Genomic DNA, 25,884 nt, shown 5'->3' with positions numbered 1-25,884 from the left:
GGTAAGTGAATTTATGAAAAAGTACTATGAACAAAAACAAATTTTAATTTTAATTAATCAACTTTGGATGATTATTTTTTTGTGCTATGAATTTTCAATGAACAATATTATAGGAACAGCAAAATTACTCCCTTTACTGTTTATAACGATCATGTCCATTTATGGATCATATATTAGTTTTATCAATTTAAAAAACAATACTCTATTATCACAGTTTTCGAGTTTACTACTTTTTACTTCTTGGCAGTTTTTACTTACACTAAATGATGAACAGATTTTTCGTACGTTCAGTACACTACTGAGTGTCTTGATTCTATATAACATCGTGCAATTTATACTCCTATTCTTTTTCCAAGATTCTATTTATAGTTATAAAAAAGAAAAGGATTGGATTTTACGAGTTACATGTTTACTAACATTAAGCGTATATTTCATAAACGATAGAATATTTTCTATTCTATTTTCATTTCAATGGCTTATTAGTGTTAGTTGTATTATTTTTCTGTTCCTGCAACATTACAAACGAATACAATTTGTTTGTAAAAGTGAAAAAAAGCATTTACTTAAATCTACTGCAATTCTTATCGTTCCTTTTATCGTATATGTTACGTTATTTGGAAAGAGTCCCGAATACGTAAATAATTTAGGATGGTACATAATAATTTTGTTTCCCTTATTTAGTATTCATGCAATAGCTTTTAAAAATCATATGTCTATGAAACAGTATTTCCCCTTAAAAAAAGGCGCAATTACTTTTATGTTTTTATGTATTTTTATTTTTATGAGTGTACTCGGGGTACTATTTCAATTTAATATGATAACTTATTTCATTTTTATACATACAATTATTTGGTTCGTTCAGCTTTATTTCACATTATTATTTCAAGACACAAAAAACACTATCTCAAATTTGAATACAAAAGAATTAAAAACTTTACCAGACAGTTCTTATGTTCATAACTTAGTACAAATAGTGAAAGAAGAACAATTAAAAAGTGGATTTTCTAATTATTTACACGATGAAATACTACAAGACATATTAGCTGTTAAAAATATGATGAACAAATCTAACAAAAAAGAAATTCATGACATGATTGTAGCGGCACTGGACCACTTAAGTCATACAATACGCATTGAAATGCAAGAGTATCATCCAACTCTATTAAAAACACTTACATTAAAAGAAAATTATCGTAATTTACTCAAAATGATACAAAAAAAATTTGAAATGAAACATGTTAATATATCCTTTAAGTGTAATGACGACTTATTTTTAGTAGAACCCTATCAGCTTGTCATATATCGAATTTTAAAAGAACTAATAACGAATGCATTCAAACATTCAAATTGTTCACAGATACATGTAGATTTAACACAACAAAATGGTGAAATAAGACTTATTGTAAAAGATGATGGTAAAGGTTTAACAACTACCGAAGCAGACATTCTAAATGGTCATAAAGGATTGAATTCAATTAAAGAACAGCTACTTTTATTAAATGGTGAAATGACCATTTCAAATAGTAATCCTTCTGGTTTATGCATTACTATTTTTATTCCGATGAAAGGAGACGATTCCTATAAACATTTTATTAATAGATGATCACGCTTTGTTTGCAAAAAGCTTGGAAATAGCCTTAGAAGATTATCCTGAAATAGATGCCTTTCACTCATTACAAAATATCGAAAATGTCATTACAATTATCAATCAGTTTAAACCAGATATTATCTTATTAGATATTAATTTAAGCAATATCAGTAGTGAAGATGGTTTGGAAGTAGCTAAAATGATTTTTGATAGTAAATGTAATACAAAAATAGTTATATTAACCGGTTATGATTTACCCGTTTACCAGTATGAAGCTCAAAAACTAGGTGTGAGTGGTTTTATTAATAAAAATATTTTACCCGAAGTATTGGTACAAATATTAAATGACATTAATAAAGGCGCATTTCATTTTCCAACCTTTACAGAAATAATTGAAGAATTAACTCATAGTGAAAAACAAATTTTACAATTACTATGTGATGGCTATAAGCGCAAAGAAATTGCTTCTATGTTATACGCTAGCGAACGTACAATCTCTAATCACATTCAACACGTATTTGATAAATTAAATGTTTCCTCTTCTTTAGAAGCTGTCACGAAGGGAATAAAATTAGGTTATATTCAGCCTAATTAATAATAAAGCATGATACATAAAAGAAAGAGCCAATTCATATGAGTTGGCTCTTTCTGATTTTATAAAGTGAAACTTTAATCAGTGGGGGTTTTCTTCATCCCCCACTGATTATTAGCCCTCACCAATCGGACTTTAATGGGCAGCCCGACCCCCACCTAACTTCTTTGCTTTCGCTGCATTTTGAGGTGGGGGTCTTACTACCCATTAAAGCGGGATAAAACTTCAATAGCTAGATTTTACTTTTGTAACCCATTAATAATTGTATCTATATTCCATTTCATCATTTTCAAATACGTATCTCCATCCTCACCTGATTTACCTAGTGAGTCTGTAAAAATTGTCCCTGCAATCGGCACGTTTGTTTCTTTTGAAACAGTTTCCATGCTACGTCGATCTACACTTGTTTCAACAAATAACGCTGGCACTTTGTTTGTTTGAATTACACTTACAACATCTCTAATTTGGTCTGGCGTACCTTGGTTTTCTGAGTTAATTTCCCAAATGTATCCCGTCTTCATATCATATGCTTTTCCAAAGTATTTAAAAGCACCTTCACTAGAGATTAAGAAACGTTTTTCTTCAGGAATTTGATGCATTCTATTCACTGTCTCATCGTGTAACTTTTGAAGATCTGCTACATACTTGTCGGCATTTTTAGTATAGAACTCTTTATTTTTAGGTTCTTCTTTAATTAATGCCTTTTTCACATTTTCAGCATATGCAATACCGTTTTTAATATTCATCCATGCATGTGGGTCTGGTTCTTTTTCTAATCCTTTTGTTTCTAAGTAAATAGCTTCTACACCTTCACTTACTTTATAAACAGGTGCATCTTTTTCTGATTTATTTGCCGTTTTTAATAGTTTTTTAAACCATGCTCCGCCTTCTTCTAGGTTTAGCCCATTGTAAAATACCATATCTGCATCTGTCATTTTCATAACATCTTTTGGTAGTGGATCATATTCATGCGGGTTAGCTCCAATCGGAACAAGACTATGAATCTCAACTTTATCTCCACCAATTTGCTTCACCATATCATATATAATGGAGTATGTAGTTACAACTTTTAATTTTCCACTGCCCTCTTCTTTTCCATTGGTGTTACTCGAACACGCTGTTAATGCAAATACGAAAATACAAAGTATCGATAATAAAACATTTTTAAATTTCATCTTTATCCTCCAATCAATTATGACAACTCTGCTCTATTTTTTCTAATTTTGATAGCTCTCCAAAACAAACCTTGTGACGGTGAGAAAAAGAATGCTAATGCGAACAAGAATGTTGCGACAAGAACAATTGTTGCACCTGAAGCAAGATTATAAGAGAAACTAAAATATAGCCCTACTACAGATGAAAGTGCACCAATACCTGCAGCTAAATAAATCATGACCCATAAACGATTTGTTAATAAATACGCTGTAGCCGCTGGTGTAATAAGCATAGCGACAACTAAAATAATTCCTACAGTTTGAAGCGACGCTACTGTAACCATTGTAAGTAGAATCATTAAGCCGTAATGAATCCATTTGTTTGGTAATCCGTAACTTTGCGCCATCGTTGGATCAAAAGTGGATACGAGTAATTCTTTATAAAACAACATCACAAGCCCAATAATGACTACTCCGATAATAAGTGTCATCCACATATCAGAAGAACGAACTGACAGGACATTCCCGAATAAAATATGATACAAATCAGAACTACTCTTCATAAAGGTAATTAAAATAATCCCTACGGCAAAAACAGATGTAAACATAATCCCTATCGCCATATCATGCTTAATTCGACTGTTTTGACTTACAAACCCAATTCCAACTGCAGTAATAACACCAGTTAAAACAGCCCCTATAAAATAGTTCATACCAATCATATAAGAAAGCGCTACTCCGGGAAGAACAGCATGTGAGATTGCATCACCCATTAATGCCATGCCTCGTAAAATAATAAAACATCCAATTACACCGCAAATAACTCCTACCATAACGGAAGTTAATAACGCTTTCTGCAGAAAACCGTACTGCATTAATGCATCTATAAATTCTACAATCTTCATGATGAATGTACCTCCGCTGCATTATTAAACAATATGCCATGATTTACATATGCTTTTGACATAACAGTTGGTTCTAATACTTGCCTTACTTCTCCGTAATGAATTAAGCTCTTATTCAATAATAGTAATTTATCAAAATAAGACTCTGCTTTACTTAGGTCGTGATGTACAACAACAATCGTTTTCCCTTCTGTACGTAATTCTCTAAGAATTTTAATAATGGTCTCTTCACTTGTTACATCTATTCCAACAAACGGTTCATCTAAGAAGAAGATTTCCGCCTTTTGCGCTAAAGCTCTCGCTAAAAAGACACGTTGTTGTTGTCCACCTGAAAGCTCACCAATTTGGCGATTTTTAAACTCTTCCATTCCAACTTTTTTGAGGCACTCAAATGCCCAATCCCGCTGCCCTTTCTTCGGTCTTTTCATCATCCCTAAAGATGGATATGTTCCGATTAGCACCACATCTATAACTGTTATCGGAAAATCCCAATCTATATCACTTCTTTGCGGTACATACGCAACACACTTCCTAACACTTCGAATATCCTCTCCAAGAATTCGAATATATCCCTTATCATTCGGAATCAAATCTAAAACAGCTTTCATTAAAGTAGATTTCCCTGCACCGTTTGGACCAATAATTCCAACGAGTTTTCCTTTTTCAATATCGAAGGAAACATTTTGAACTACTTGATTCCCTTGATAAGATACAAACAAATCTTTGACAATTATAGCCTCATCCATTTTTTATGCATTCCCCTTTCTTTTTTTCGTATATATAATTATTTTGCACCAAGGCAACTTTTAAACAAAAAAATATAATGCGAATGGAAATCCGCACTTAAGTTGCCTTAAGGAAACTTTTTTATATGAGTCAAATTATATAATCCGGATGCAAATTTGTAAACTACTTTTTACTAATTTATAAATATATAATAAAAATCATTATCACTATAAAACAAAATACATGATCCATTCTATGCTCTTTCGGAAAGGATATTACTGTAAAAAGTAGTAGTATATAAAGTGAAACTTTAATCAGCCCTCACCAATCGGACGTTTACGGACAGCCCGACTCCCACCTAACTTCTTTGCTCCAACTGAATTTTGAAGTGGGAGTTCTACTGTCCGTTAACGCGGGATAAACGAAAGAGCCCACTCATACAAGTAGGCTTTTTTTCTTTAAAATCTGTAAAACTATGATTACAGTCAAATCACTTCCAAACAACACCTCGCCGCTCGTATTCCATTCTATATTCAACAGCAGCTGCAATTTTAGGACTTGCGAACCTTTCCGTAATCCAAAGTCCTAAGTCAACTCCTGAAGTAACTCCTCTTGCAGTAATAACATTTCCTTGATCTACAATTCTGTAAGGAAGAAGCTCTGCTCCATATTCACTCATTTCACTCTGCGCCAAATGATGCATTGTCGCCTTTTTACCATTCACTATACCGGATGCAGCTAGTAACATACCTCCAGTACAAACTCCCGCAACAATCGTTCCTTCATTATGCATCTCTCTAATTATTTTAGTTAAAATACCAAGCTCAGCTTCCTTTCGCACTCCATGTTCAGCTTTATGATTCCAACCACCACCAGGTACAATTAACAAATCTGGGCGATTATCCATTCGTAAAAAATCATGTAGTGTAATCGTCACTCCAAACGAAGTAGTAACCTCTTGTTTTTGTTCACTTGCTACGAATTCGACTGTAAACGGAGCCCCTTCTTCAATTGCTCTTTTCAGTACTTCAAAAGGTGCAAAGGAGACAAGTTCTCCAAAACCATCAAACAATACAATTTGTATTTTCATTTTTGAACACCTCATCGTTAAAAATCACTTTATCGGTTATTTACGAGCTGTAGGCAAAAAATATAACTTTATATAATACTTTAGATAAGACGTCTTGAATTCCTCTAACAAATAAGTAACATACATCAAATGTAAAAATACACATACAAAAACGCTATTCTTTCCTATCATTCTACAGAAAGAATAGCGTTTTTTATTTTAGATTTGTTAGCCTATCTTTATTTATAACTCAACCAAGCATCGCCCCAGTCGGCATGATCGTTTCCAATACCGTTACCTGCATCGTCAACTACTAGTTTTAATTCTTTCTTACCGGTAAGATCAACATCAACAAATTTGGCTGGGGTAATATAGTACATTGTGCCGCTATTAAATACTTCTACTCCATCAAGTAGTACTTTAAACACGACTGAACCACCTTTACCGCCAGGTTCCTGATCAATTCCTACATAAGAATTAAATTGTTTGTAAGTTGCATTTGATATGTCATAGGTAACTTCTGATTTCGCATGAGTTCCGATTCCTTTTTTATACGTAATCGGTCCTGTTGTTCCGAGTAATGAAATTGGGTTTCCATCGGTACTTTTATCTTTTTGAACGGTTGCCCATCCAGCAGTTGCTTTTACCCACGGAATGTCACTCAGATAAATACCACCAGAAGCGACTTGCACTTTCGTTGAAGTTACCACCGAATTCCCCAATTTTACGGAGACCCCAACTTCTTTCATTCCTTTAAACTGAGTTGGCGGAGTGATAACAAACGAATATGTTTCTTCTCCTCCTGCTTGTAATTGAAAGTCGGTTGTTGATGGCTGCGCATTCCAGCCTTCTGGTAATTGCAATTCAATTTTTCCAGGTGTCACTTTTTCCTTTATCTCATTTTGAACTTTTACTTTTAATGTAGTAGAGCCACCTTCAACAATAATTGGATTTGGTTCTACCTTTGCCGAAATAAGCTTTACTGCTGGAGTTACTTCTATTTGATTCGATTTACTAACCGTTCCACTATCTGTATTTACTTCCGCTTCAATGGCGTACTTGTTAGCAACTATATCAATTGGAACAGGTAAATCCGCCTCAATTGTTTTAGATCCTCCTGGTTCCATACCTTCAAAAGCTACTTTAATTGGTTTCACATTCCAACTCTCAGGACCCTTTACAACCACTTCTCCAGAAGAAGATTTCAATGTACCAAAGTTTGATAAATGAGCTTTTACCTTCACTGTATTTCCTGCTGTTACACTGTTCGTAGATTCTAAATCGAAATTGAGCATAGACTCAATTTTATACTTTTTACCTTGTTCCGTTTTAAATGAAATCGTATCGCCATCCTTCGTATATTTCACTGGTGTATTCGTTCCGATTCTTGTCACAGTAACTGGTGTATTGAACATCGGACTTTTTAACTTTACATCGTTTCCGTGATCAGAAGTGACCTGAATGACTGTAGGCATACCATTTTTCCAGTTCGCATCAATCGTAAACGCACCGCGTGCTCTTAGTCCTTTATAAGAACCGTCCTTCCAAGCTTTCGGAAGTGCAGGCAATAATTGAATGGAGTCAGTATGGCTTTGAATTAACATTTCAGCAATTCCTGATGTCGCGCCAAAATTTCCATCAATTTGAAACGGTGGATGCGTATCAAATAAGTTGCTGAGCGTACTTCCTGTAAGTTGCCCTTGCAAAATTTTATAAGCATGATCACCATCTAATAAACGTGCCCATAAGTTAATTTTGTTCGCTTTACTCCAACCTGTTCCCTCATCACCACGATGGTTTAAAGTAACTTTAGCAGCCTCAAGCCATTCCGGTGTATTGTGATTAATCATACTTCCTGGATATAGTGCAACTAGCTGAGATATATGCCTATGCGTTTCACCAGGATCGTCTATATCATCCTTCCACTCTTGCACTTGACCGTATCTACCAATTTGAATCGGCGGGAATAATTTATCCCTTTTTGCCTTTAACTCATTTCGAAACACATTATCAATCTGTAAAACTTCACTCGCTTCAATTACATTTGAGAACAACTCATACACTAACTGTTGGTCAAAGGCACATCCATTGGAAATACCACCAAGCTCTGGAGACCAGCACGGAGAAACAACCAACTTCTTGTTTTGATCTTCCACTAAAAACTTACTATGAAACTCAGCAGCTTCTTTCAGTATCGGATAAATCTTTTCTTGTAAGTATTGTTTATCATCTGTAAATTTATAATGTTCCCAAACGTTTTGACCAATGAAGGCGTTCGCACTAGGTGCCCAGCCCCAGCCTAATCCCCAGCCAGGCGCAGTAAATCCAAATGGATTATTCATCGTGTTAACAGTCCATCCGCCGCCCTTAACACCGAAATGTTTTTCAGCTGAAACTCTTCCTGGTTCTCTTAATGAATCCACATAATCCATTAATGGCACAGCTGTTTCAGATAGATTTGTCACTTCTGCCGGCCAATAATTCATTTGCAAGTTAATATTGAAATGATAGTCACTTTCCCACGGTGGTGTGTTCGAATTATTCCATACACCTTGTAAATTTGCAGGAAGCGTTCCTGGTCTGGAAGAAGAAATAAGCAAATACCTTCCATATTGGAAGAATAGTTCCTCCAAATACTTACTGTTTTCTTTACTGTAAGACGCTAGTAGTTCATTTGTTGGAACAGATGGTTGTTCTCCTCCTAAATTTAAAGAAACACGATTAAATAAAGAGTGATAGTCTTTAATATGTGTATATTTTAAAACCTCATAACTCTTTTTCGAAATAGCAGACATGACTTTTTCAACCTTTTGATGTGGATCTTCTCCTTTATAAGTAGGGTATTTATTTTCATAATCAGTTGCCGCAGTCATAATAATTGTTAAGCTATCTGCATTTGCTACTTTAATTTTTCCATTCTCTGCTGTTAATGTACCGCCCTCATTCAATACTTTGAATGCTGCTTCATATTTCATTCCATTATTCGTGATTTGTCCTTTCATCGTGATTTTATTATCTACGGACGTTACTTCCCCTCCTTGTGCACTCGTTGGTCTAACATCTAATGAAATCTTTTTCGCTTCACTCGCCGTTAAACGCATAACCATAACGCGATCAGGATAACTTGTGAAATATTCTCTATTGTATTGAACATCTTTATAGTTATAAGAAACAGTAGCAATTCCCTCATTTACATTTAATTCCCTGCGATAATTAGAAAATGAAGACGCATCTGGCATATTAAAATCTAAGTATATGTCTCCAAAATTTTGATAGGAACCAAACCCTTTTTGAAGACCTGTAAGAAATTGTGAAGATTCCCTTTCTGCTCCTGATTTATCACCTTTTGATAACTTTTCTCTAATGCTCCCTAAATGACTTGCTGCTCCATCACGGTTCCCGAAAGTATACTCACTCGTACTGCTCGGTCCGCCAGTCCAAAGTGTTTTTTCATTAAACTGAATACGTTCTTGCTGGACTCCGCCAAAGACCATACCGCCCATATAGCCATTACCGATTGGCAATGCTTGTTTTTCCCAATCTTTTGCTGGTTGATTGTACCAAAGCGTTAATTTCTTTCCTTCTGGTTTTGGAGTTTCAATTGTAATAGGTGATGTTGCCTCTACCTTACTAAACTCTCCTGTGCTTCCTAAAGAGAATAATAAAGTACCGAAAAGCAATCCCCCTGTTAATAAGTTTTTAAGTTTCAAATTTCCATCCCCTTTTGAAAAGCGAATGTAAAATGTCCCCTTCTACGCATTGACTTATTCTATTCTCCCCATGAAATTCGCTATTCTTTTATATGAAAGTATAATAGGCAAAAAACATTTGCCCATTATACTTCTTGTTATATACGCGACATGATTATCTAGTAAATGCTGCGGTTACACCACCATCAACCGTAATCATACATCCCGTTGTTTTATCCGCCTTTGAAGAAGCAAAGAAAGCAATCGATTCAGCGATGTCTTTCGAATAAATATTAACCAATAATGTTGTGCGTTTACGGTAATGCTCCTCTAACTGATCAGGCTCGATACCGTATGCCGCGGCACGTTCTTCGCGCCATTTTGAACCCCAAATAGCTGATCCTTGCAGAACCGCATCTGGAAGAACTGAATTTACACGAATACCATACTCACCGCCTTCAGCTGCAATACATCTCGCTAAATGTGTTTCAAGTGCTTTTACAGAGCTATATGCCGAAGCATTTTTACCGGCATATACAGAGTTTTTTGAGCCAACAAATACCATATTCCCTCCAATGCCTTGCTGTTTCATTTGCTTGAATGCTTCTCGTGCTACTAAAAAGTATCCCGTTCCAAGCACGTTCATATTTAAATTCCATTCCTGAAGTGTTGTTTCATCAAATGGACTAGACGTCGCAAGCCCTGCATTGTTTACGATACAATCAATGCCTCCGTAAGCAAGTGCTGCCTGTTCAAATGCCGCTTTCACTTCTTCTTCTTTTGTTACATCCATTTTTACCGCGAGCGCACGATTTTCGCCATACTTCTCGTTAATTTCAGCCGCAACTTTTTCTGCTCCTTCAAAGTTCAAATCAGCAAGCACTACATGCGCGCCTTCTGAAACGAGGCAACGTCCTGTTTCACTTCCAATTCCGCCAGCCCCACCTGTAATAAAAGCAACTTTGCGAGAAAATTCCGCTTCAGCTGGTGCTAACGATAATTTATACAGCTCTAATGGCCAGTACTCCACATTGTAAGATTCATTTTCATTTAGAGAAACGAAGCGTCCAAGTGTTGTAGAACCTTTCATTACCGAAATCGCCCTATGATATAGCGCACCACTTACTTTTGACATCGCCACATTTTTACCAGTATTCACCATGCCGATACCAGGAATTAAAATAACGCGAGGTGCAGATTCAAACATTTGGTCTCCTTCGTATTTGTTACGTTCAAAGTAAGCTTTATACTCTTCTTTAAAGCTTTCCACACCAGCTTTCACTTTCTCTATTAATCCGTCCGTGTCTTTCGTTTGCGGATCCCAATCGATATAAAGAGGACTGCGCTTTGTATGAACTAAATGATCTGGACAAGCCGCCCCAACTTGCGAAAGCTCTCGTGCATTGTGGCTGTTTACAAATTGAAGTACTTCATCTGCCTCATCATAAGATAATAGCATTTTCTTTTCATCACTAACTGCCCCGCGAATAATCGGCATTACTTTTGCAAGAATACTTCTACGCTCTTCTACTGAAACTGCTTCGTATTTTTGACCTCCAAATACAGTACTTTCATTCACTCTCTCATTGATATATTGTTCTGCCTCATTAATAACAGCAATCGTTTTTTCATAACTTTCCTTCGCCGTATCTCCCCAAACGACTAAGCCGTGTTTTTCCATTAACACTAGTTCAGCATTTGGATTATTTTTCACGCCTTCTGCAATCATTTTTGATAACGTAAATCCAGGACGTACATACGGAACCCAAACGAAACGATTACCGTAAATCTCCTCGGCAATTTGTCTTCCATTATGCGCGCAGCAAAGACTAATAATGGCATCTGGATGTGTATGATCTACATGTTTAAAAGGCAAGAAAGCATGCAATAAAGTTTCGATGGACGCACGCGGATGCTTGCTGTCAATCATACAATGTGCTAAGTACTCTACCATTTCTTCATCTGGCATTTCTTCGCGCTCCATTAATAAACGAATGTCTTCCATTCTTAAACCAGTAAAGTTTTGTGCTTTCATAGTCGCTAAATCAGATCCGCTTCCTTTCACCCACATGACCTCTACATCATGACCGCGAAAATCTTTTTCCACTGTTTTTACCGATGTATTTCCGCCGCCCCAATTACATACTGCACGGTCTGTTCCAATTAAATTCGAACGATACACTAATTCGTCTACTCCTTGCGATAATTGTGATTCCTTTGTTTCGTTCCATAAACTTTTAACCATATTTTTACCCCCGTTATTTTTATTGTTTTATTATTTCGGATACGAAAATAGTGTGTATCCGTACTTGCAATTCTTTTCAGCACTACAGTTGGTACAATTTCATTCCAATGCGAAAAAATATGCTCTATAGTACCCCCCCGACGTACGATCAGGGGGGATTTTTAACTTAATGGTATAATGGGCCAAAGTTTTGGCAGGCGCGGTAATCTGCTGCTTCTGGATCTTTCGTTCCGAACATACCCCATGCACTCGGTCTGAAGATACTCTCTTCTTTGACATTATGCATATTTACAGGAATTCGGAGCATGGAAGCAAGAGTAATTAAATCATTACCAATATGCCCGTAGCTAATTACGCAGTGGTTAGCACCCCAATTATTCATTACAGTGTAAACATCTTTAAAAGCACCTTCTCCTGTTAAATTTGGTACAAACCAAGTTGTTGGCCAAGTTGGATCGGTTCTTTCATCCAATACGTCATGAACCTCTTCTGGTATTTCAACTGTGTAACCTTCTGCAATTTGTAAAACAGGACCTAATCCTTTTACAAGGTTGAGACGAGCTGCTGTTACAGGCATATTTCCCTTCGTTAAGAAATCACTTGAGAATCCACCTCCGCGGAAATAGCCTGTTGAAGCTGGTCTCCAAGAAGTCGCCGCTAGACAATTTTGAGCTTCTTCCTCCGTAATTTCCCAAAACGGTTTTATAGCAGGCTTTCCATCTTTCGTTTGTTGTCCTGTACCATCAAGCGCAGCGGAACCGGAGTTAATCATATGAATAAATCCATTTGCCGCCAATCCTTCCGGTTTATGCCCTGTCACGCGTTCTACCGCCTCCGGGCTCCAATACGTTCTTACATCTGCAAAAACTTGAGCCGTATTTGTTAATAGATGGCCAAATAACATCGTAACCCCATTTAAACTATCATTTTCAGTAGCCATAATGTATGGAGGACGAATTCCGTTCCAATCAAAGGACGAATTTAAGATGGTTTCCATAAAATCACCATTCGGGAAATGGTCCGTCCATTGGCGCTGACCTTGGAAACCTGCAGAAATGGCGTTGTGTCCTAATGCTTCTTCACCATGGCCAAGTTCCTCTAATTTCGGATTTCCAACCATAAGATCTCTTGCAATTAACGTCATTTTCACGCTCGTTTCCCAATCTTTATTCTTTTGCTCCCTTGAGCGTTGCGTCTCTTCCGCATTATTATCTGGGCCTTCTGGACAATACTCCTTCACCCAGTTTAAAGCCATTGCATATTCTTCCTTATCATAAATCTCTTCATCTATCCTTCTTACAAATTCAGACATGTCGATGTATTCATTTCTCATTCCTAAATAATCTTGGAAAAATTCAGGTTGGACTGAACTACCAGCAATCCCCATAGAGACAGATCCCATCGAAAGATACGATTTTCCTTTTAAAGTAGCAACAACAAGACCCGACTTTGCAAATTGGAGTAACTTTTCCTGCACATCTTCGGGAATAGATGTATCACTTAAATCTTGCACATCTTTCCCGTATATGCCGAAAGCCGGAATTCCCTTTTGATTGTGGGCAGCTAGGACAGCCGCAAGATACACTGCCCCAGGACGTTCTGTTCCATTAAATCCCCATACTGCTTTTGGAATATCGGGATTCATATCCATTGTTTCAGAACCATAACACCAGCATGGTGTAACAGTGATCGAAACACCGACTCCCTCTCTTGCAAATTTTTCAGCCGCTTTAGCCGATTCAGCGACACCGCCAATGCAAGTATCAGCAATGACACATTCTACTGCTTCTCCATTATAGTGACGCAAATTTTCAGTTAATAAGTTCGCTACCGATTTTGCTAGATTCATCGTCATATCTTCAAGCGATTCACGTACACCATTTCTTCTCCCATCAATAGTTGGTCTTATACCGATTTTTGGTAATTTATTGTAAAATCTATTATGAACAGTTTTCATTTTAAAACCCCTTTTTCATTACATTTTGGTCGATTATTTCGGTAAAGCGGCCGTATGCTTCCTGCCATTCTGATTGATTTTGAGGTTGATAGTGTTTAACAGGAAACGAATTTTCAACAATGTCTCTACCTTCCTTTAAATCTTTTATTTTCCCTAGTGCGATCCATTGGGATAATGCATTTCCAATCGCACTCGCTTCAACCGGTCCTGCTATAACAGGGCGGTTTGTCGCATTTGCAGTAAATTGACAAAATAAATCATTTTGAATGCCACCGCCACCCATATGGATAACCTCTATTGATCTTCCAGTTAAAGCTTCTAGTTTTTCTAAAACCCACCTATACCTGAGTGAAAGACTCTCCAAAATACACCGGAGGAAACTCCCTTCCGTTTCAGGCGGCTGTTGACTACTCTTTATACAGTAATCCCGTATTTGTTTCGGCATATTTTCTGGATTAAAGAAAGCAGGATCATCAGGATCTATGAAATGTGTAAACGGTTTTGTATGTCGAATCAACTCTGCTTCTTCTTCGTAAGTAAAAATCGTCCCTTCTTTTGCCCAAACGGCTCTACATTCTTGCATGAGCCATAATCCCATAATATTTTTGAGTAACCGGAACTCGCCATCTGCTGTTCCTTCATTTGTAAAGCCCCATTCTAAGGCCTGTTTATTAACGATTGGATCTTTTACTTGAACGCCCATTAAGATCCACGTACCGCAACTCATAAATACTGAATTTTCTGATTTTATAGGCAATGCAGCAAGAGCACAGGCTGTATCATGTCCCGTTCCAGCAATAACCTTAACAGGCTGTATTCCAAATTCGTTGTGAATCGAAGAAAGCGTCGGACCAAGAGTCGTTCCTGGCATCACAATATTTGCCATGATTTCTGTAGGAAGGCTAAGCTCGGTCATAAGGGCAGTATCCCAATTGTGCTCATGAATATGAAATAGCGATGTCGTTGTACTAATCGTATATTCATTCGCCTTTACACCGGAAAATAAATAACTCAATAAGTTTGGTGTTAATAAAAGAGTTTTTGCCTTTTCCATTAAATCTGGATTATTCTTTTTTATCGTATACAGCTGGCAAATCGTATTAATGGCTGCTGGTGTAACTCCCGATCGAGAGAACAAAACATTCGGCGGAATGACTTCCGTAATTTCCTTCAGGCTATCATTTGTATGCGGATCTCTATAAGAATACGGATTGCTAAGCAATTCACCTGTTTCAGATAGAAGCCCGAAATCAACTCCCCACGTATCGATGGACAAACTTTCAATTGATTTATGTCCGTTTCTAATACTTTTACCAATTCCATTTTTCATCTCCTGGAATATCCTTAACACATCCCAATAATAATGACCTGTTGCGTAAACCGGACGATTGGAGAACCTGTGAACCTCTTCAATATAAAGGCGTTTTCCATCAAATCCACTTACCATTAAACGCCCATTGGATGCACCTAAATCAAAAGCCCAAACTTTTTCCATTCATTCACACCCTTCAGAAACATATAACTACTCCGCATCTTTTAATAGTTGTAATCTATATTTCTCGGAAGATAGATTTCTTAAATCGTGACATTCATCCTCTGTAAGCACTCTTGGCACGCCTATTGTTGATGCAATCGTATATACTTTTGCCGCTTCTTCTAGAATTTGCATCAGAAAATATGCTTCTTTCATCGTTTTACCGACCGTCAGTACGCCGTGATTTCTCATTACTATTACATCATTTTCTTCAATCACGCCCGATACTGCGTTAGCCAATACTTCTGTAGTCGGTATCATATAGTCAAGATAAGCCACGCTTTGAATCATTGCCGGAAAATCTGGGAATAGACTCGGAATCGTATGGCCAGTACATGATACCCCTACCGAATAGCTTGGATGCGCATGTAAAACAGCTGTTATATCAGGACGCTTACGAAAACATTCCAAATGCATCAATATTTCAGAAGATGGTTTTAAATCATCTAATATCTCACCAGTTTCAATATCGACACGTACCCACTGATTGTCTTCTATCTCTTGCAAATCAAAACCGCTAGGAGAGATATACATGATATTCCCATCTCTCATACTTAAATTTCCACCTGCCCCTACTACAAGACCAGTTTGGACAATCTTATTTGCATATAATTTCAAATCATTTATTACACTCTGCAATGTTATACACCTCAGTTTCTATCTTATTTGCACCGCTAGTTTCGTTTTATATTTTATTGATATAGAACTTCCTTAATTTTTGGATCATCGATGTTCTTTTTATCGTACCAATAGAAACCAGTGTCGATTGTTTTTGATACTTGTTTCCCATCTAAGTTTTCAACAGCGGCTTTCACAGTTTCATAACCAATTCCAATTGGATTTTGTGTAATCGCACCTGCCATTACTCCGCTCTTAATCGCATCAATTTGTAGTTTTCCAGAATCAAAGCCAACTACTACGACACTCTTTTTGTTCAATTCTTTCACAGCATTTACTACACCGATTGCAGAACCTTCATTTGTACCGAAAATCCCTTTTACATTTGGGTGTGCTTGCATAATTGCCTTAGCAGCGTCAGTCGATTTTAATTGGTCACCGCTACCATATTGAATGTCTACAATTTTGATGTTCGGATACTTTGATTTGATTGTATTTACAAAGCCATCTCGGCGTTCAACACCCGTTTTACTTGTCTGATCATGAGCAACTACTGCTACTTCCCCTTTTTCATCAATTAATCCAGCCATTTTCTCAGCTGCAAGAGCCGCTGCCGCTTTATTATCTGTTGCAGCTGTTGCTACAGGTATATCTCCCTCAACACCTGAGTCAAATGCAACAATCGGAATTTTTTTGTTTTTTGCTTGTTCTAATAAAGGAAGAGCAGCCTTAGAGTCTAATGCAGCAAAACCAATCGCATCTGGTTTTTTATCAAGTGTGCTACGCAACATTTCCACTTGTTTATCAACCTGTGCTTCCGTTTCAGGACCTACAAATGTAATATTTACCTTATATTCATCTGCTGCTTGCTCAGCCCCTTTTTTAACTGCTTGCCAGAACTGGTGCTGGAAACCTTTTGAAATGATCGCAACATAACGTTTACCGTCATCTTTTGGAGGAGCACTACTATCCTTACTTCCCGTGCTTGCATTGTTTGAAGAACACGCTCCCATAATCATTGAGATTGCGAGAATTGACGATAAAACGATGCCTTTTTTTGCTTTTTTCATCTAAAATTCCCCCTATATATTGTTTTATATTAAACACAGTATCTCAGTTAATTCTTCGCTTTTTTGTTTCGCAACACATCTGCGTAAACTGCTAATAAGATAACAGCTCCAACAACTACTGTTTGCCATTCTTGCGGCACTGAAAGGATTTGTAGACCATTTGTTAACACACTCATAATCAATGCACCAATTACAGTTCCAAGAATTGTTCCTTTACCACCACTTAAAGACGTTCCTCCGATAACGACTGCCGCAATTGCTTCTAATTCATATCCTGCTCCTAAAGCAGGCTGAGCAGAATTTAAACGAGATGCCATTATAATCCCTGCAACACCAGTAAAAACACCTGCAATCATGTAGATAATTATTTTCCACTTATCTACATTCACTCCAGAAAGACGAGTTGCTTCTTCGTTACTTCCTAGTGCAAATGTATACCTTCCGATTATCGTTTTATTTAAAATTAAGCTTGCGAAAATAGCCATTCCAAAAAAGATGAAAACTGCATTCGGAATAGCAAAACCAGGAATAATAGAACCCATCGCAATTTTGTTAAAACTCGGTATAGAAGTGAAATAGATTGGAGTCGCTTTCGAAATAACGAGTGCCAATCCTTTCGCGATCATCATCATCGCTAACGTTGCAATAAATGGTGGAATCTTCAATTTTGCAATCGCAGCTCCAGAAATCAAACCTACTACGGCACCTATTAAAATGCCTCCGATAACAGCTACCCAAACCGGTAAACCTAAGTTGACAGCAAAAACGCCTGTCATAACCGAAGACAACGTCAGTACGGTTCCACATGATAAATCAATTCCACTTGTTACGATAATCATCGTTGCCCCTAAAGCAAGGATGCCTGTAACAGCTGTCGATAGAAAGATTCCTATAATGTTATCAAATTGCAGAAAATTAGCTGAAGCAATTGAAAAAATGAAAACAAGTACGATTAAACTTGCAAATGCTAGAAGCTGCTGAAGAGCATTTGAATTCATCCCTTTCCTCAACTTCCCTTCAACCGGAAACTCTACTGCTTTTGGCATTTCCATTCCTGTTCACTCCTTTATCATCCGTTAATATTCATTACATAATTCGTTTTGTTGCAAGCGTCATAATCGCTTCTTGCGATGCTTTTTCATCATTTTTCAATTCTCCAGTTATCTTTCCTTCACACATGACAATTACACGGTGACTTATTCTTAAAATTTCAGGAAGTTCTGAGGAAATCATAATGATAGATTTTCCTTGCTCAGCTAAATCGTGTAGTAACTTATAAATTTCGTCTTTTGCCCCAATATCAATTCCGCGTGTAGGCTCATCAAAGATTAAGATATCTGAATCTCTAGTCAACCACTTGCCAATAACTACTTTTTGCTGATTTCCACCTGAAAGGTTTTTCACCAATTGATTAGCTGATGGCGTTTTTATTTTTAACCTTTTAATTAATTCCTCAGACTGTTCATCAATTTTAGATACATGCATCAAGCCAAGAGGTTTTACATAATCTTTCATGGATGCCATTGCAATATTTGTTTTGACATCCATCCCAACTAGAAGCCCAAACTGTTTTCGATCTTCGGACAAATAGCCAATTCCATGTTGTACTGCATCCGTCGGGCTTTTTATACTCATCCTTTTTCCATTTATGAAAATCTCCCCTGAATCTAATGGATCGGCTCCAAATATGGCACGGGCTACTTCCGTTCTTCCAGCTCCCATCAATCCAGCGAAGCCAACGATTTCCCCTTTATACAGTTCAAAACTTACATCCTTTATCGTGTTCCCTCTCTTTAAATTTTTCACTTCAAACACTTTTTCTCGCGTTTTCTCTTTCATTTCTGGTTTTTGATTGTTATCAATTTTTCTTCCAACCATCATAGAAATAATTTGTTCAATCGTTGCATCCTTCGTGTTCATCGTTCCTACGTATGTACCGTCTCGCATAATCGATACACGGTCCGTAATTTTCTTTAGCTCTTCCATACGGTGAGAAATATAAACAATTCCTACACCGTCCCCTCGTAATTTCCGAATCATAACAAACAATGAATCGATTTCAGTATCCGTTAAGGCTGCGGTTGGTTCATCCATAATCAATACTTTTGAATCAAAGGAAAGAGCTTTAGCGATTTCCACCATTTGTTGTTTCGCAACTGTTAAATCTCCTACCAATTCTCTTGGGTCTAAATGAATATTTAACCTTTCAAATAGTTTTTTCGCCCTGTTATTTAGTTCTTTTTCATCTAAAAAAAGATTAAATAACCCTTTCGGTTCTCTTCCAATAAAAATGTTTTGAGCAACTGTTAAATGCGGAGCTAAATTAAGTTCCTGATGAATAATACTGATCCCTAGTCTTTGTGCTGCTTTTGTATCAGGAACCTCAATTTCTCTTCCTTCGTACGCAATCGTTCCAGTATCCCTTTGATAAATACCTGTTAAAATTTTCATTAATGTAGATTTCCCAGCTCCATTCTCTCCTAAAAGTGCGTGAACTTCGCCTTTTTTTAATTCAAACCGCACGTTAGAAAGCGCTTGCACACCAGGGAACGCTTTACTAATTCCATCCATTTTCAGTAGCACTTCACTCATCCCATCACCTACTACCCTATGATTTTTTAAATGAAACAATATATGAGTTTCATACTTTGCTAATCCGTAACCACGCCCTTTTTTAAAATGATATTGGCATAAAGAGCACTCTCACTCGTTGCAACAATTGCATAAGCCTTCTTTGCTCTCTCATAAAATGCAAAGCGATCAATCATCTCAAAACTATCAAAGTGAGTATCATATTGTTTAATCGCTGCATCATACGTTTCCCAAATGACGGGCGTGGTAGGATCTCCTTTTACAACCTTCATTAATGAAACGGAATGATCACTATACGTATCGAGCGGGAAGAATTGTAAAATTGCCTGTAGTACTTCAAGGACCCCATGCCCTTCACACCGGATGAGCTTCGCCCCGCAAGAGGCAGCGGGGAAATTTCCATCCGCTAACACAATCTCATCCCCATGCCCCATTTCTAAAAGAATTTTCATTAAATCTGGACTAATTATTTTCGGTATTCCTTTTAGCATTTCTATCTCCCTTCTGGTTTTTATCTGAACGAAAAGCACCATTCCTAATCGTTTTAACTACTTACACTTTGTGCATCTATTAGTAATTTCGGTGTAAATATTTCATTAAAAGGACCTTCTTCATTATTTAAACGCTTTAGTAAAATATCACCTACTCTTTCTCCCATTTCATATGGTTTGTGCGCTACTGATATAATCCCAGGTGCTCGTAATAATTGCGCTGCTTCCACATCACCAAATGAAGCTACCACTATGTCCTCTGGTACTGAGTATCCTCTCTTCGTTAATTCAAGAAGAACACCGAATGCCATTTCATTGTTCAAAGTTAGAATAGCTGACGGTTTCTCAGTGAAATTAAGAAAATAATCAACTGCTTTCATTCCACCTTCTCTTGTGAAAGTGCTATTAAACGTATAATTCTCATCTTCCTGAACACCAAACTCTTCCAAAGCTTTTTGAAATCCTTCATAGCGCTCTTTACCTGTACTAACGCTCAACAATCCATTCACAAGACCAATCGATCTATGCCCCTGTTTTAAAAGATAGGTCGTTAATGTATAAGCACTTTCAAAATTACTTTCTATAACCGAATCTAATTTTGGACCTCCAATCTCAACAGTCCGGTCAACTAAAACAATTGGTACACCGGCTTGATGAATACTTCTTACTCTTTCTTCACAACCTCCAGCAGTCGCCAACACAATCGCATCTACCCGTTGTTCTACTAGTAGCTGCAACAATTTATCCTCTTTTTTAGGATTTTCATGACTACTACAAAAAATAAGGTTATAGCCCTTTTGCTGTACAATATCTTCAATCGCCTTTGAAATTGTCATGTAATACTGGTTTGTGATATCTGGAATCACAACACCAATCGTGTATGTTTTATCTTGCTTTAAACTTCTAGCAATCGCATTCGGTTGATAATTAAGTTTTTTCACAGCTAAATAAACACGATCTTTAATGTCGTCACTTACAAATCCGCTTTCATTTAACACCCGAGATACTGTAGCTGTAGACACATTTGCTTCCATTGCAACATCTTTAATTGTAGACTTAGCCATTTCATCACTCTTTCTAAGTTTTCAAGAAATCGTTTACTTCAGTTTCGTTTAAACCCTTAATTCATCCATGTAAACGATTACTTAGTAGTTTACATGGATAATAATAATTTAATTTTCAAAATATTTCAACACTTTTTAAAACATTTTTTTCATAAAAAATACGACTATACATCAGATAACCTGTAAAGTGTGAAAAAGATCATTTTTTATGATGAAATGTGCGTTTTTCACACTTATATTCTATGGAAGGAATGCCGCAACATCGTTCTATTACGAAGATTCGTAGTACATAAAAAGAAAGAGCCTACTCGTGTGAGTTGGCTCTTTCTCTACTTACTAATACAGATAGATTTTCTCCCCTTATGTTATAAACTCTCAAATGTTCTACTAATTCACTCTCGTCATCTACTAGACTCAACGTCTTTTTAACAAAGTTCCAATTTAGACTACCGGATAACCATAGTAGTGAAGAAAGTCTTTTACATGCATTTGAATTTAAAATGTTACTAGCTCCATACCCTTTTAAAAATGCTCTAGCAACTTCCGAACATACTACATGTGACTCTATTCCTTCTGTCCGGGAATACCATTTTATTAAAAAGGCTAGTCCTTCCATACGATCAATATATCCAATCGATTCAAAATCTATAATTCCTTTTACACATTGATTTGCATCCCATATGACATTTAAAGGATTTAAATCCGTTTGCACAATAAACTCCAAATCACTCGTATGTGCGCATTCTATATGATGCTTAGCGAGATCCATATATCCTCGCAATTCCTGGCATGTACCACCCTTATTTTCTAATAGCTTTATAAACTCACCATATCCATCTAAATGAGATTTCTTTTGAAAAGTCGAGCTTTGAAACGTACTAGCAATATCGTGTATCTTTCTTGCTTCCTTTCCAAAGACTTCTGCAATCGCTTCTGTACAATAAGTAATATGTTTCCCTTCCATCCAAGTAGACAATACAAAGCGGTACTGTTCCTCATTCCAAGTGACACATGTAAATGACTCTCCCGCCCTATTCTCCTTAATCTGCATAAACGGAATTCCATGCTCTCGTAAATAATACGTAAAGCGTACTTGCTCTTTCAATTGTTCATTTGATAACGTCCCAAAGGCCGGATTGCTTGTTCGATCGCTATTTATAAACCTTGCGGAATATCGATCTCCATTTACGATGATTTTATAATGCAAATCTGTATGCCAACTATTCTTATGTAGTTCTTCTTCTACTACTAATGTATGAATTTCTTTAAAATAATTTATTAATATATCTTTTATTATTTGTTTCATCCTATTCTCCTTACATGTAAAAAACCTCGATGATAGTTTTGTAACATATACTTCATTTACTCAAAAGGAAAATAATAACCTACATAATTAAACACATTTGTAAAACCTACATTTTCTACAACGGCCATAGAAGGCTTATTTAATTCCATGCAGTCCCAATATGGAATAATATTATTCTCCAAACACTCTTTTACGAAATTATGAGCTATCGTTTGCGCTAATTTTCTACCTTGGTGACCTTCTATCGTTTCAATATCTATACAGTGTATATTGTCAAAGACGAACCCCGAAAAACAAACACTTACAATCATGTTGTCAAAAACTATACAATAGCCTATTCCCTCGTTAAAAAACTCATCAGGTGAGGACCAAAACTCTAAAATTTTTGATTGTAAAAATTCAACATTCTTCAATACATTCCCTTGATTTTCATAGAGAGCTTTACTCATCTTTATCACTGTATACCCTTGTTCAATTTTAGGTTCATGATTACCCTCATAATCCTCTTTCTTTAGCGTATACACTCTTTGATTCCAACTCTTTAATTCACGATCGTGAAATATTTTTTCGATTGTTTTATTCCACTTTGAATGATTACCGATTCCTTCAAAGCAAGTTAGTCCAACCTTTCTAGCCTCAAGTATTATTACATTATCAATAAAGCTATTCATTTCATTATTAAATTTTTCATTTTCAGCATCTCCAATAAAGAAGAAGCCATCATTATTCCCTAACCAAATGAGTCCCGAATTAGGAGAAGTCATGTTATCTACAAATATACGACCAGGATTCACTCCTGCAATTACAGCCTTTACTTCTAATTGCCCTTTTTCATTTAGTAAACTGTTACATTTATAATAATCATCCTTTTTCAATTCAGAAATCATACGTTACGCCCCTCCCTGAAACTGCTCTATTCTAACTTTACCATCATGACAGAATATTCTCTATTCATTTTAATAGTTGCTTTAAATCAATAAAAAAGAGCCAATCTCCTATACAATAGAAGATTGACTCTTTATTTTACTCTCCTGTTTCAGAAAATCGCTTTATACGTTCTCCAATTTCATCTCTAACACGTCGAAATTCAGACCATTCTTTTCCTGCTGGATCATCGAATCCCCAGTGAACACGATTTACGTGGGGAGGTGTCGACGGACAAACAGAATCTGCATGACTACAAAGGGTAACGACTAAGTCAGCGTTATTTAAAATGTTTGCATCAATTATATCCGATGTTTGGTTTGTTATGTCGATATTTACTTCTTTCATCGCTTTAATAGCATTTGGATTTACTCCGTGTGCTTCAATACCTGCAGAATATACATTCCACTTATCCCCTACATATTGTTGGCCCCACGCTTCTGCCATTTGGCTTCGGCATGAATTTCCTGTGCATAAGAAATAAATTGTCTTTTTGTTTTCCATGTTGTTTTCCGCCTTTGTTTTTAAATTATACTGGTTGATCACTAAAATATTTTCGCTTAAACCAAAAAGCGACGTTTACAAGTGCAATCATTACAGGTACTTCAACCAATGGCCCGATAACAGCTGCAAATGCTGCGCCTGAATGAATACCAAACACACCAACTGCTACTGCAATCGCTAACTCAAAGTTATTACTACCTGCTGTAAATGCTAACGTTGTAGTCACTGGATAGTTTGCACCAATTTTTCTTCCCATAAAGAAAGAAACAAAAAACATGACAATAAAATAGATTAATAACGGAATTGCTATTCTTACTACATCTAATGGTACGCTAACAATCATTTCCCCTTTTAAAGAGAACATAACGATAATCGTAAATAGCAATGCAATCAATGTAAGTGGACTAATTTTAGGTATAAACACCTTTTCATACCACTGTCTTCCTTTTAACTTAACGAGTACAAAGCGTGTCAGCATACCTGCTATAAAAGGAATTCCCAAGTAGATAAATACGGATTTTGCCACTTCTACCATTGTAATATCGACAATAGCCCCTTCAATTCCTAACCATTCTGGAATGACTGTTACAAACACGTATGCATAAACGGAGAAGAAAAGCATTTGGAATACGGAGTTAAAAGCCACTAAACCTGCTGCATACTCTTTATCCCCATCTGCAAGGTCGTTCCAAACAATTACCATTGCAATACAACGTGCTAAACCAATCATAATGAGTCCGACCATGTATTCTGGCTTATCCGGAAGAAAAATAATTGCTAAAACAAACATAAGTACAGGTCCGATAATCCAGTTTTGTACTAAAGATAAAACCAATACTTTTACATCTTTAAATACTCGGCCCATTTCCTCGTAACGAACCTTTGCTAATGGTGGATACATCATGACAATTAAACCGACAGCTAGCGGGATAGACGTTGTTCCAACTTGTAATGTATCCAGTCCGTCTACTACACTAGGAAATACAAACCCTAAACCAATCCCAACAGCCATAGCTAGAAAAATCCATAGTGTTAAATATCGATCTAGAAAAGATAAACGTTTCATTTTATTTTCCATCTCCTATTAACAACAAGAATTTTGTTCTACTACGTTAGAAGTCGTGCAACAAGATGACTCTTCTATTTTGTGAACATCACTCTGTGCTTTTGTATAAAAGAATTCCCACTCGTTCCCATCAGGATCCGTTACCCAAAACTTATCTTGAACCGCATAGCAACAAGTCGTATCCATCTCATCACGCGCAAAGAAACCTTCTTTTTCTAATCTTTCTTTATGTAACGTAATTTCTTCAGCTGTATCCACTTGGAAACCGAAATGATTTACCTGATTTCCCTTCACTTCATCTCGTACGTTTAGCGTGAAATTAAGTCCTGGCGTCTCTATTGAACTACTCACCACTTAACGTCCTTACGGACTGTTTGAAGTGGGAGATTCCTAAGTACAGAAGCCTAGTGGCTTCTAATTCATTAGGCTATCCCCGTAGTTCCTACGGTTAGAAGCCTTAAAGCTTCATTTTTAAGATTGATACTTGCGTTAATATCTCTGTCGTGATGACTATTGCACGCAGGACAATCCCATTCACGAAGATTTAGATTCTTAACGTCTTTATTTTGATACCCACAACAAGAACATAATTGGCTTGAAGCAAATGTTTTGGATACCGGAATGACTTGTTTTCCATACCATTTTGCCTTGTATTCTAGCAACGTTCTAAATTGTGACCAAGATACTTCACTAATCGCTTTTGCTAACTTATGATTTTTTAACATATTCGATACTTGCAAATCTTCTATACCGATAACATCGTGGTTTTTGATGATTTCAGTTGAGATTT

At 36.6% G+C, this 25,884-nt stretch carries 21 protein-coding genes and 1 pseudogene; 2 read left to right on the top strand and 20 right to left on the bottom strand.

The genetic code is table 11. The annotated features are described in order from the left end of the window. Window positions 1-13: 13 nt before the first annotated feature. The gene (locus BAQ44_RS18735; RefSeq protein ID WP_071722872.1) at window positions 14-1,603 is read left to right on the top strand and encodes an ATP-binding protein; all 1,590 of its coding nucleotides are present in this window, start codon (window positions 14-16) and stop codon (window positions 1,601-1,603) included. Then, the gene (locus BAQ44_RS18730) at window positions 1,581-2,183 is read left to right on the top strand and encodes a response regulator transcription factor (RefSeq protein WP_071722870.1); all 603 of its coding nucleotides are present in this window, start codon (window positions 1,581-1,583) and stop codon (window positions 2,181-2,183) included. The genes BAQ44_RS18735 and BAQ44_RS18730 overlap by 23 nt, the downstream gene beginning before the upstream one ends. 236 nt (window positions 2,184-2,419) lie before the next feature. Here the strand turns inward: BAQ44_RS18730 and mntA are convergent, their stop codons facing one another. The 20 genes and pseudogenes from mntA to BAQ44_RS18630 form a co-directional block, all read right to left on the bottom strand. Then, window positions 2,420-3,355: a manganese ABC transporter substrate-binding protein/adhesin MntA gene (gene mntA, locus BAQ44_RS18725; RefSeq protein ID WP_071722868.1), complete on the bottom strand. Its 936-nt coding sequence runs from the start codon at window positions 3,353-3,355 to the stop codon at window positions 2,420-2,422. 17 nt (window positions 3,356-3,372) lie between these two features. Beyond that, on the bottom strand, window positions 3,373-4,239 hold the full coding sequence (locus BAQ44_RS18720) for a metal ABC transporter permease (RefSeq protein WP_000706177.1): 867 nt from the start codon (window positions 4,237-4,239) through the stop codon (window positions 3,373-3,375). After that, complete coding sequence (locus tag BAQ44_RS18715; RefSeq protein ID WP_071722866.1) at window positions 4,236-4,985, bottom strand: metal ABC transporter ATP-binding protein; 750 nt, start codon at window positions 4,983-4,985, stop codon at window positions 4,236-4,238. The genes BAQ44_RS18720 and BAQ44_RS18715 overlap by 4 nt, the downstream gene beginning before the upstream one ends. Before the next feature lie 470 nt (window positions 4,986-5,455). Further along, window positions 5,456-6,055: a DJ-1/PfpI family protein gene (locus BAQ44_RS18710; RefSeq protein WP_071722864.1), complete on the bottom strand. Its 600-nt coding sequence runs from the start codon at window positions 6,053-6,055 to the stop codon at window positions 5,456-5,458. Between the two features lie 218 nt (window positions 6,056-6,273). After that, entirely contained in the window at window positions 6,274-9,744 is a 3,471-nt protein-coding gene (locus BAQ44_RS18705) for a glycosyl hydrolase family 95 catalytic domain-containing protein (RefSeq protein ID WP_071722862.1), read from the bottom strand. 154 nt (window positions 9,745-9,898) lie between these two features. Beyond that, a complete protein-coding gene (locus tag BAQ44_RS18700) occupies window positions 9,899-11,968 on the bottom strand; it encodes a bifunctional aldolase/short-chain dehydrogenase (protein ID WP_071722860.1) in 2,070 nt (689 codons plus the stop codon). A gap of 166 nt (window positions 11,969-12,134) precedes the next feature. Further along, window positions 12,135-13,925, bottom strand: a complete 1,791-nt coding sequence (locus BAQ44_RS18695; protein WP_071722858.1) for an L-fucose isomerase — start codon at window positions 13,923-13,925, stop codon at window positions 12,135-12,137. A 1-nt stretch (window position 13,926) separates the two neighbouring features. Next, the gene (locus BAQ44_RS18690; RefSeq protein WP_071722855.1) at window positions 13,927-15,420 is read right to left on the bottom strand and encodes a rhamnulokinase; all 1,494 of its coding nucleotides are present in this window, start codon (window positions 15,418-15,420) and stop codon (window positions 13,927-13,929) included. A 27-nt stretch (window positions 15,421-15,447) separates the two neighbouring features. Further along, the gene (locus BAQ44_RS18685; RefSeq protein WP_071722852.1) at window positions 15,448-16,098 is read right to left on the bottom strand and encodes a class II aldolase/adducin family protein; all 651 of its coding nucleotides are present in this window, start codon (window positions 16,096-16,098) and stop codon (window positions 15,448-15,450) included. A 53-nt stretch (window positions 16,099-16,151) separates the two neighbouring features. Then, a complete protein-coding gene (locus tag BAQ44_RS18680; RefSeq protein WP_071722850.1) occupies window positions 16,152-17,147 on the bottom strand; it encodes an ABC transporter substrate-binding protein in 996 nt (331 codons plus the stop codon). Window positions 17,148-17,194: 47 nt separating this feature from the next. Then, window positions 17,195-18,199, bottom strand: a complete 1,005-nt coding sequence (locus BAQ44_RS18675; RefSeq protein ID WP_084669566.1) for an ABC transporter permease — start codon at window positions 18,197-18,199, stop codon at window positions 17,195-17,197. Window positions 18,200-18,233: 34 nt separating this feature from the next. Beyond that, window positions 18,234-19,739, bottom strand: a complete 1,506-nt coding sequence (locus tag BAQ44_RS18670) for a sugar ABC transporter ATP-binding protein (RefSeq protein ID WP_071722848.1) — start codon at window positions 19,737-19,739, stop codon at window positions 18,234-18,236. Window positions 19,740-19,798: 59 nt separating this feature from the next. Continuing rightward, window positions 19,799-20,230 carry an L-fucose mutarotase gene (gene fucU, locus BAQ44_RS18665; RefSeq protein WP_071722846.1) on the bottom strand — a complete coding sequence of 144 codons (432 nt, stop codon included), beginning with the start codon at window positions 20,228-20,230 and terminating at the stop codon, window positions 19,799-19,801. A gap of 53 nt (window positions 20,231-20,283) precedes the next feature. After that, window positions 20,284-21,294, bottom strand: a complete 1,011-nt coding sequence (locus BAQ44_RS18660; RefSeq protein ID WP_071722844.1) for a LacI family DNA-binding transcriptional regulator — start codon at window positions 21,292-21,294, stop codon at window positions 20,284-20,286. A 304-nt stretch (window positions 21,295-21,598) separates the two neighbouring features. Beyond that, on the bottom strand, window positions 21,599-22,600 hold the full coding sequence (locus BAQ44_RS18655) for a phosphotransferase enzyme family protein (RefSeq protein ID WP_071722842.1): 1,002 nt from the start codon (window positions 22,598-22,600) through the stop codon (window positions 21,599-21,601). A gap of 56 nt (window positions 22,601-22,656) precedes the next feature. Beyond that, window positions 22,657-23,487: a GNAT family N-acetyltransferase gene (locus tag BAQ44_RS18650; protein WP_071722840.1), complete on the bottom strand. Its 831-nt coding sequence runs from the start codon at window positions 23,485-23,487 to the stop codon at window positions 22,657-22,659. A 136-nt stretch (window positions 23,488-23,623) separates the two neighbouring features. Further along, window positions 23,624-24,028, bottom strand: coding sequence for an arsenate reductase (thioredoxin) (gene arsC, locus BAQ44_RS18645; protein WP_071722838.1), 405 nt, complete (start codon window positions 24,026-24,028; stop codon window positions 23,624-23,626). A gap of 25 nt (window positions 24,029-24,053) precedes the next feature. Continuing rightward, a complete protein-coding gene (gene arsB / locus BAQ44_RS18640) occupies window positions 24,054-25,094 on the bottom strand; it encodes an ACR3 family arsenite efflux transporter (protein ID WP_071722836.1) in 1,041 nt (346 codons plus the stop codon). An 18-nt stretch (window positions 25,095-25,112) separates the two neighbouring features. Continuing rightward, a pseudogene (locus BAQ44_RS18635) lies at window positions 25,113-25,433 on the bottom strand (ArsI/CadI family heavy metal resistance metalloenzyme); the annotation flags it as partial. 83 nt (window positions 25,434-25,516) lie between these two features. Further along, the coding region (locus BAQ44_RS18630; RefSeq protein ID WP_145925752.1) for an RNA-guided endonuclease TnpB family protein at window positions 25,517-25,884 on the bottom strand (368 nt) is incomplete at its 5' end.

It is taken from the genome of Bacillus mobilis, assembly GCF_001884045.1.
Taxonomy (GTDB): domain Bacteria; phylum Bacillota; class Bacilli; order Bacillales; family Bacillaceae_G; genus Bacillus_A; species Bacillus_A mobilis.
Note: the sequence above shows the minus strand (reverse complement) of the source record. Positions and strands in the feature narration are given on the sequence as shown.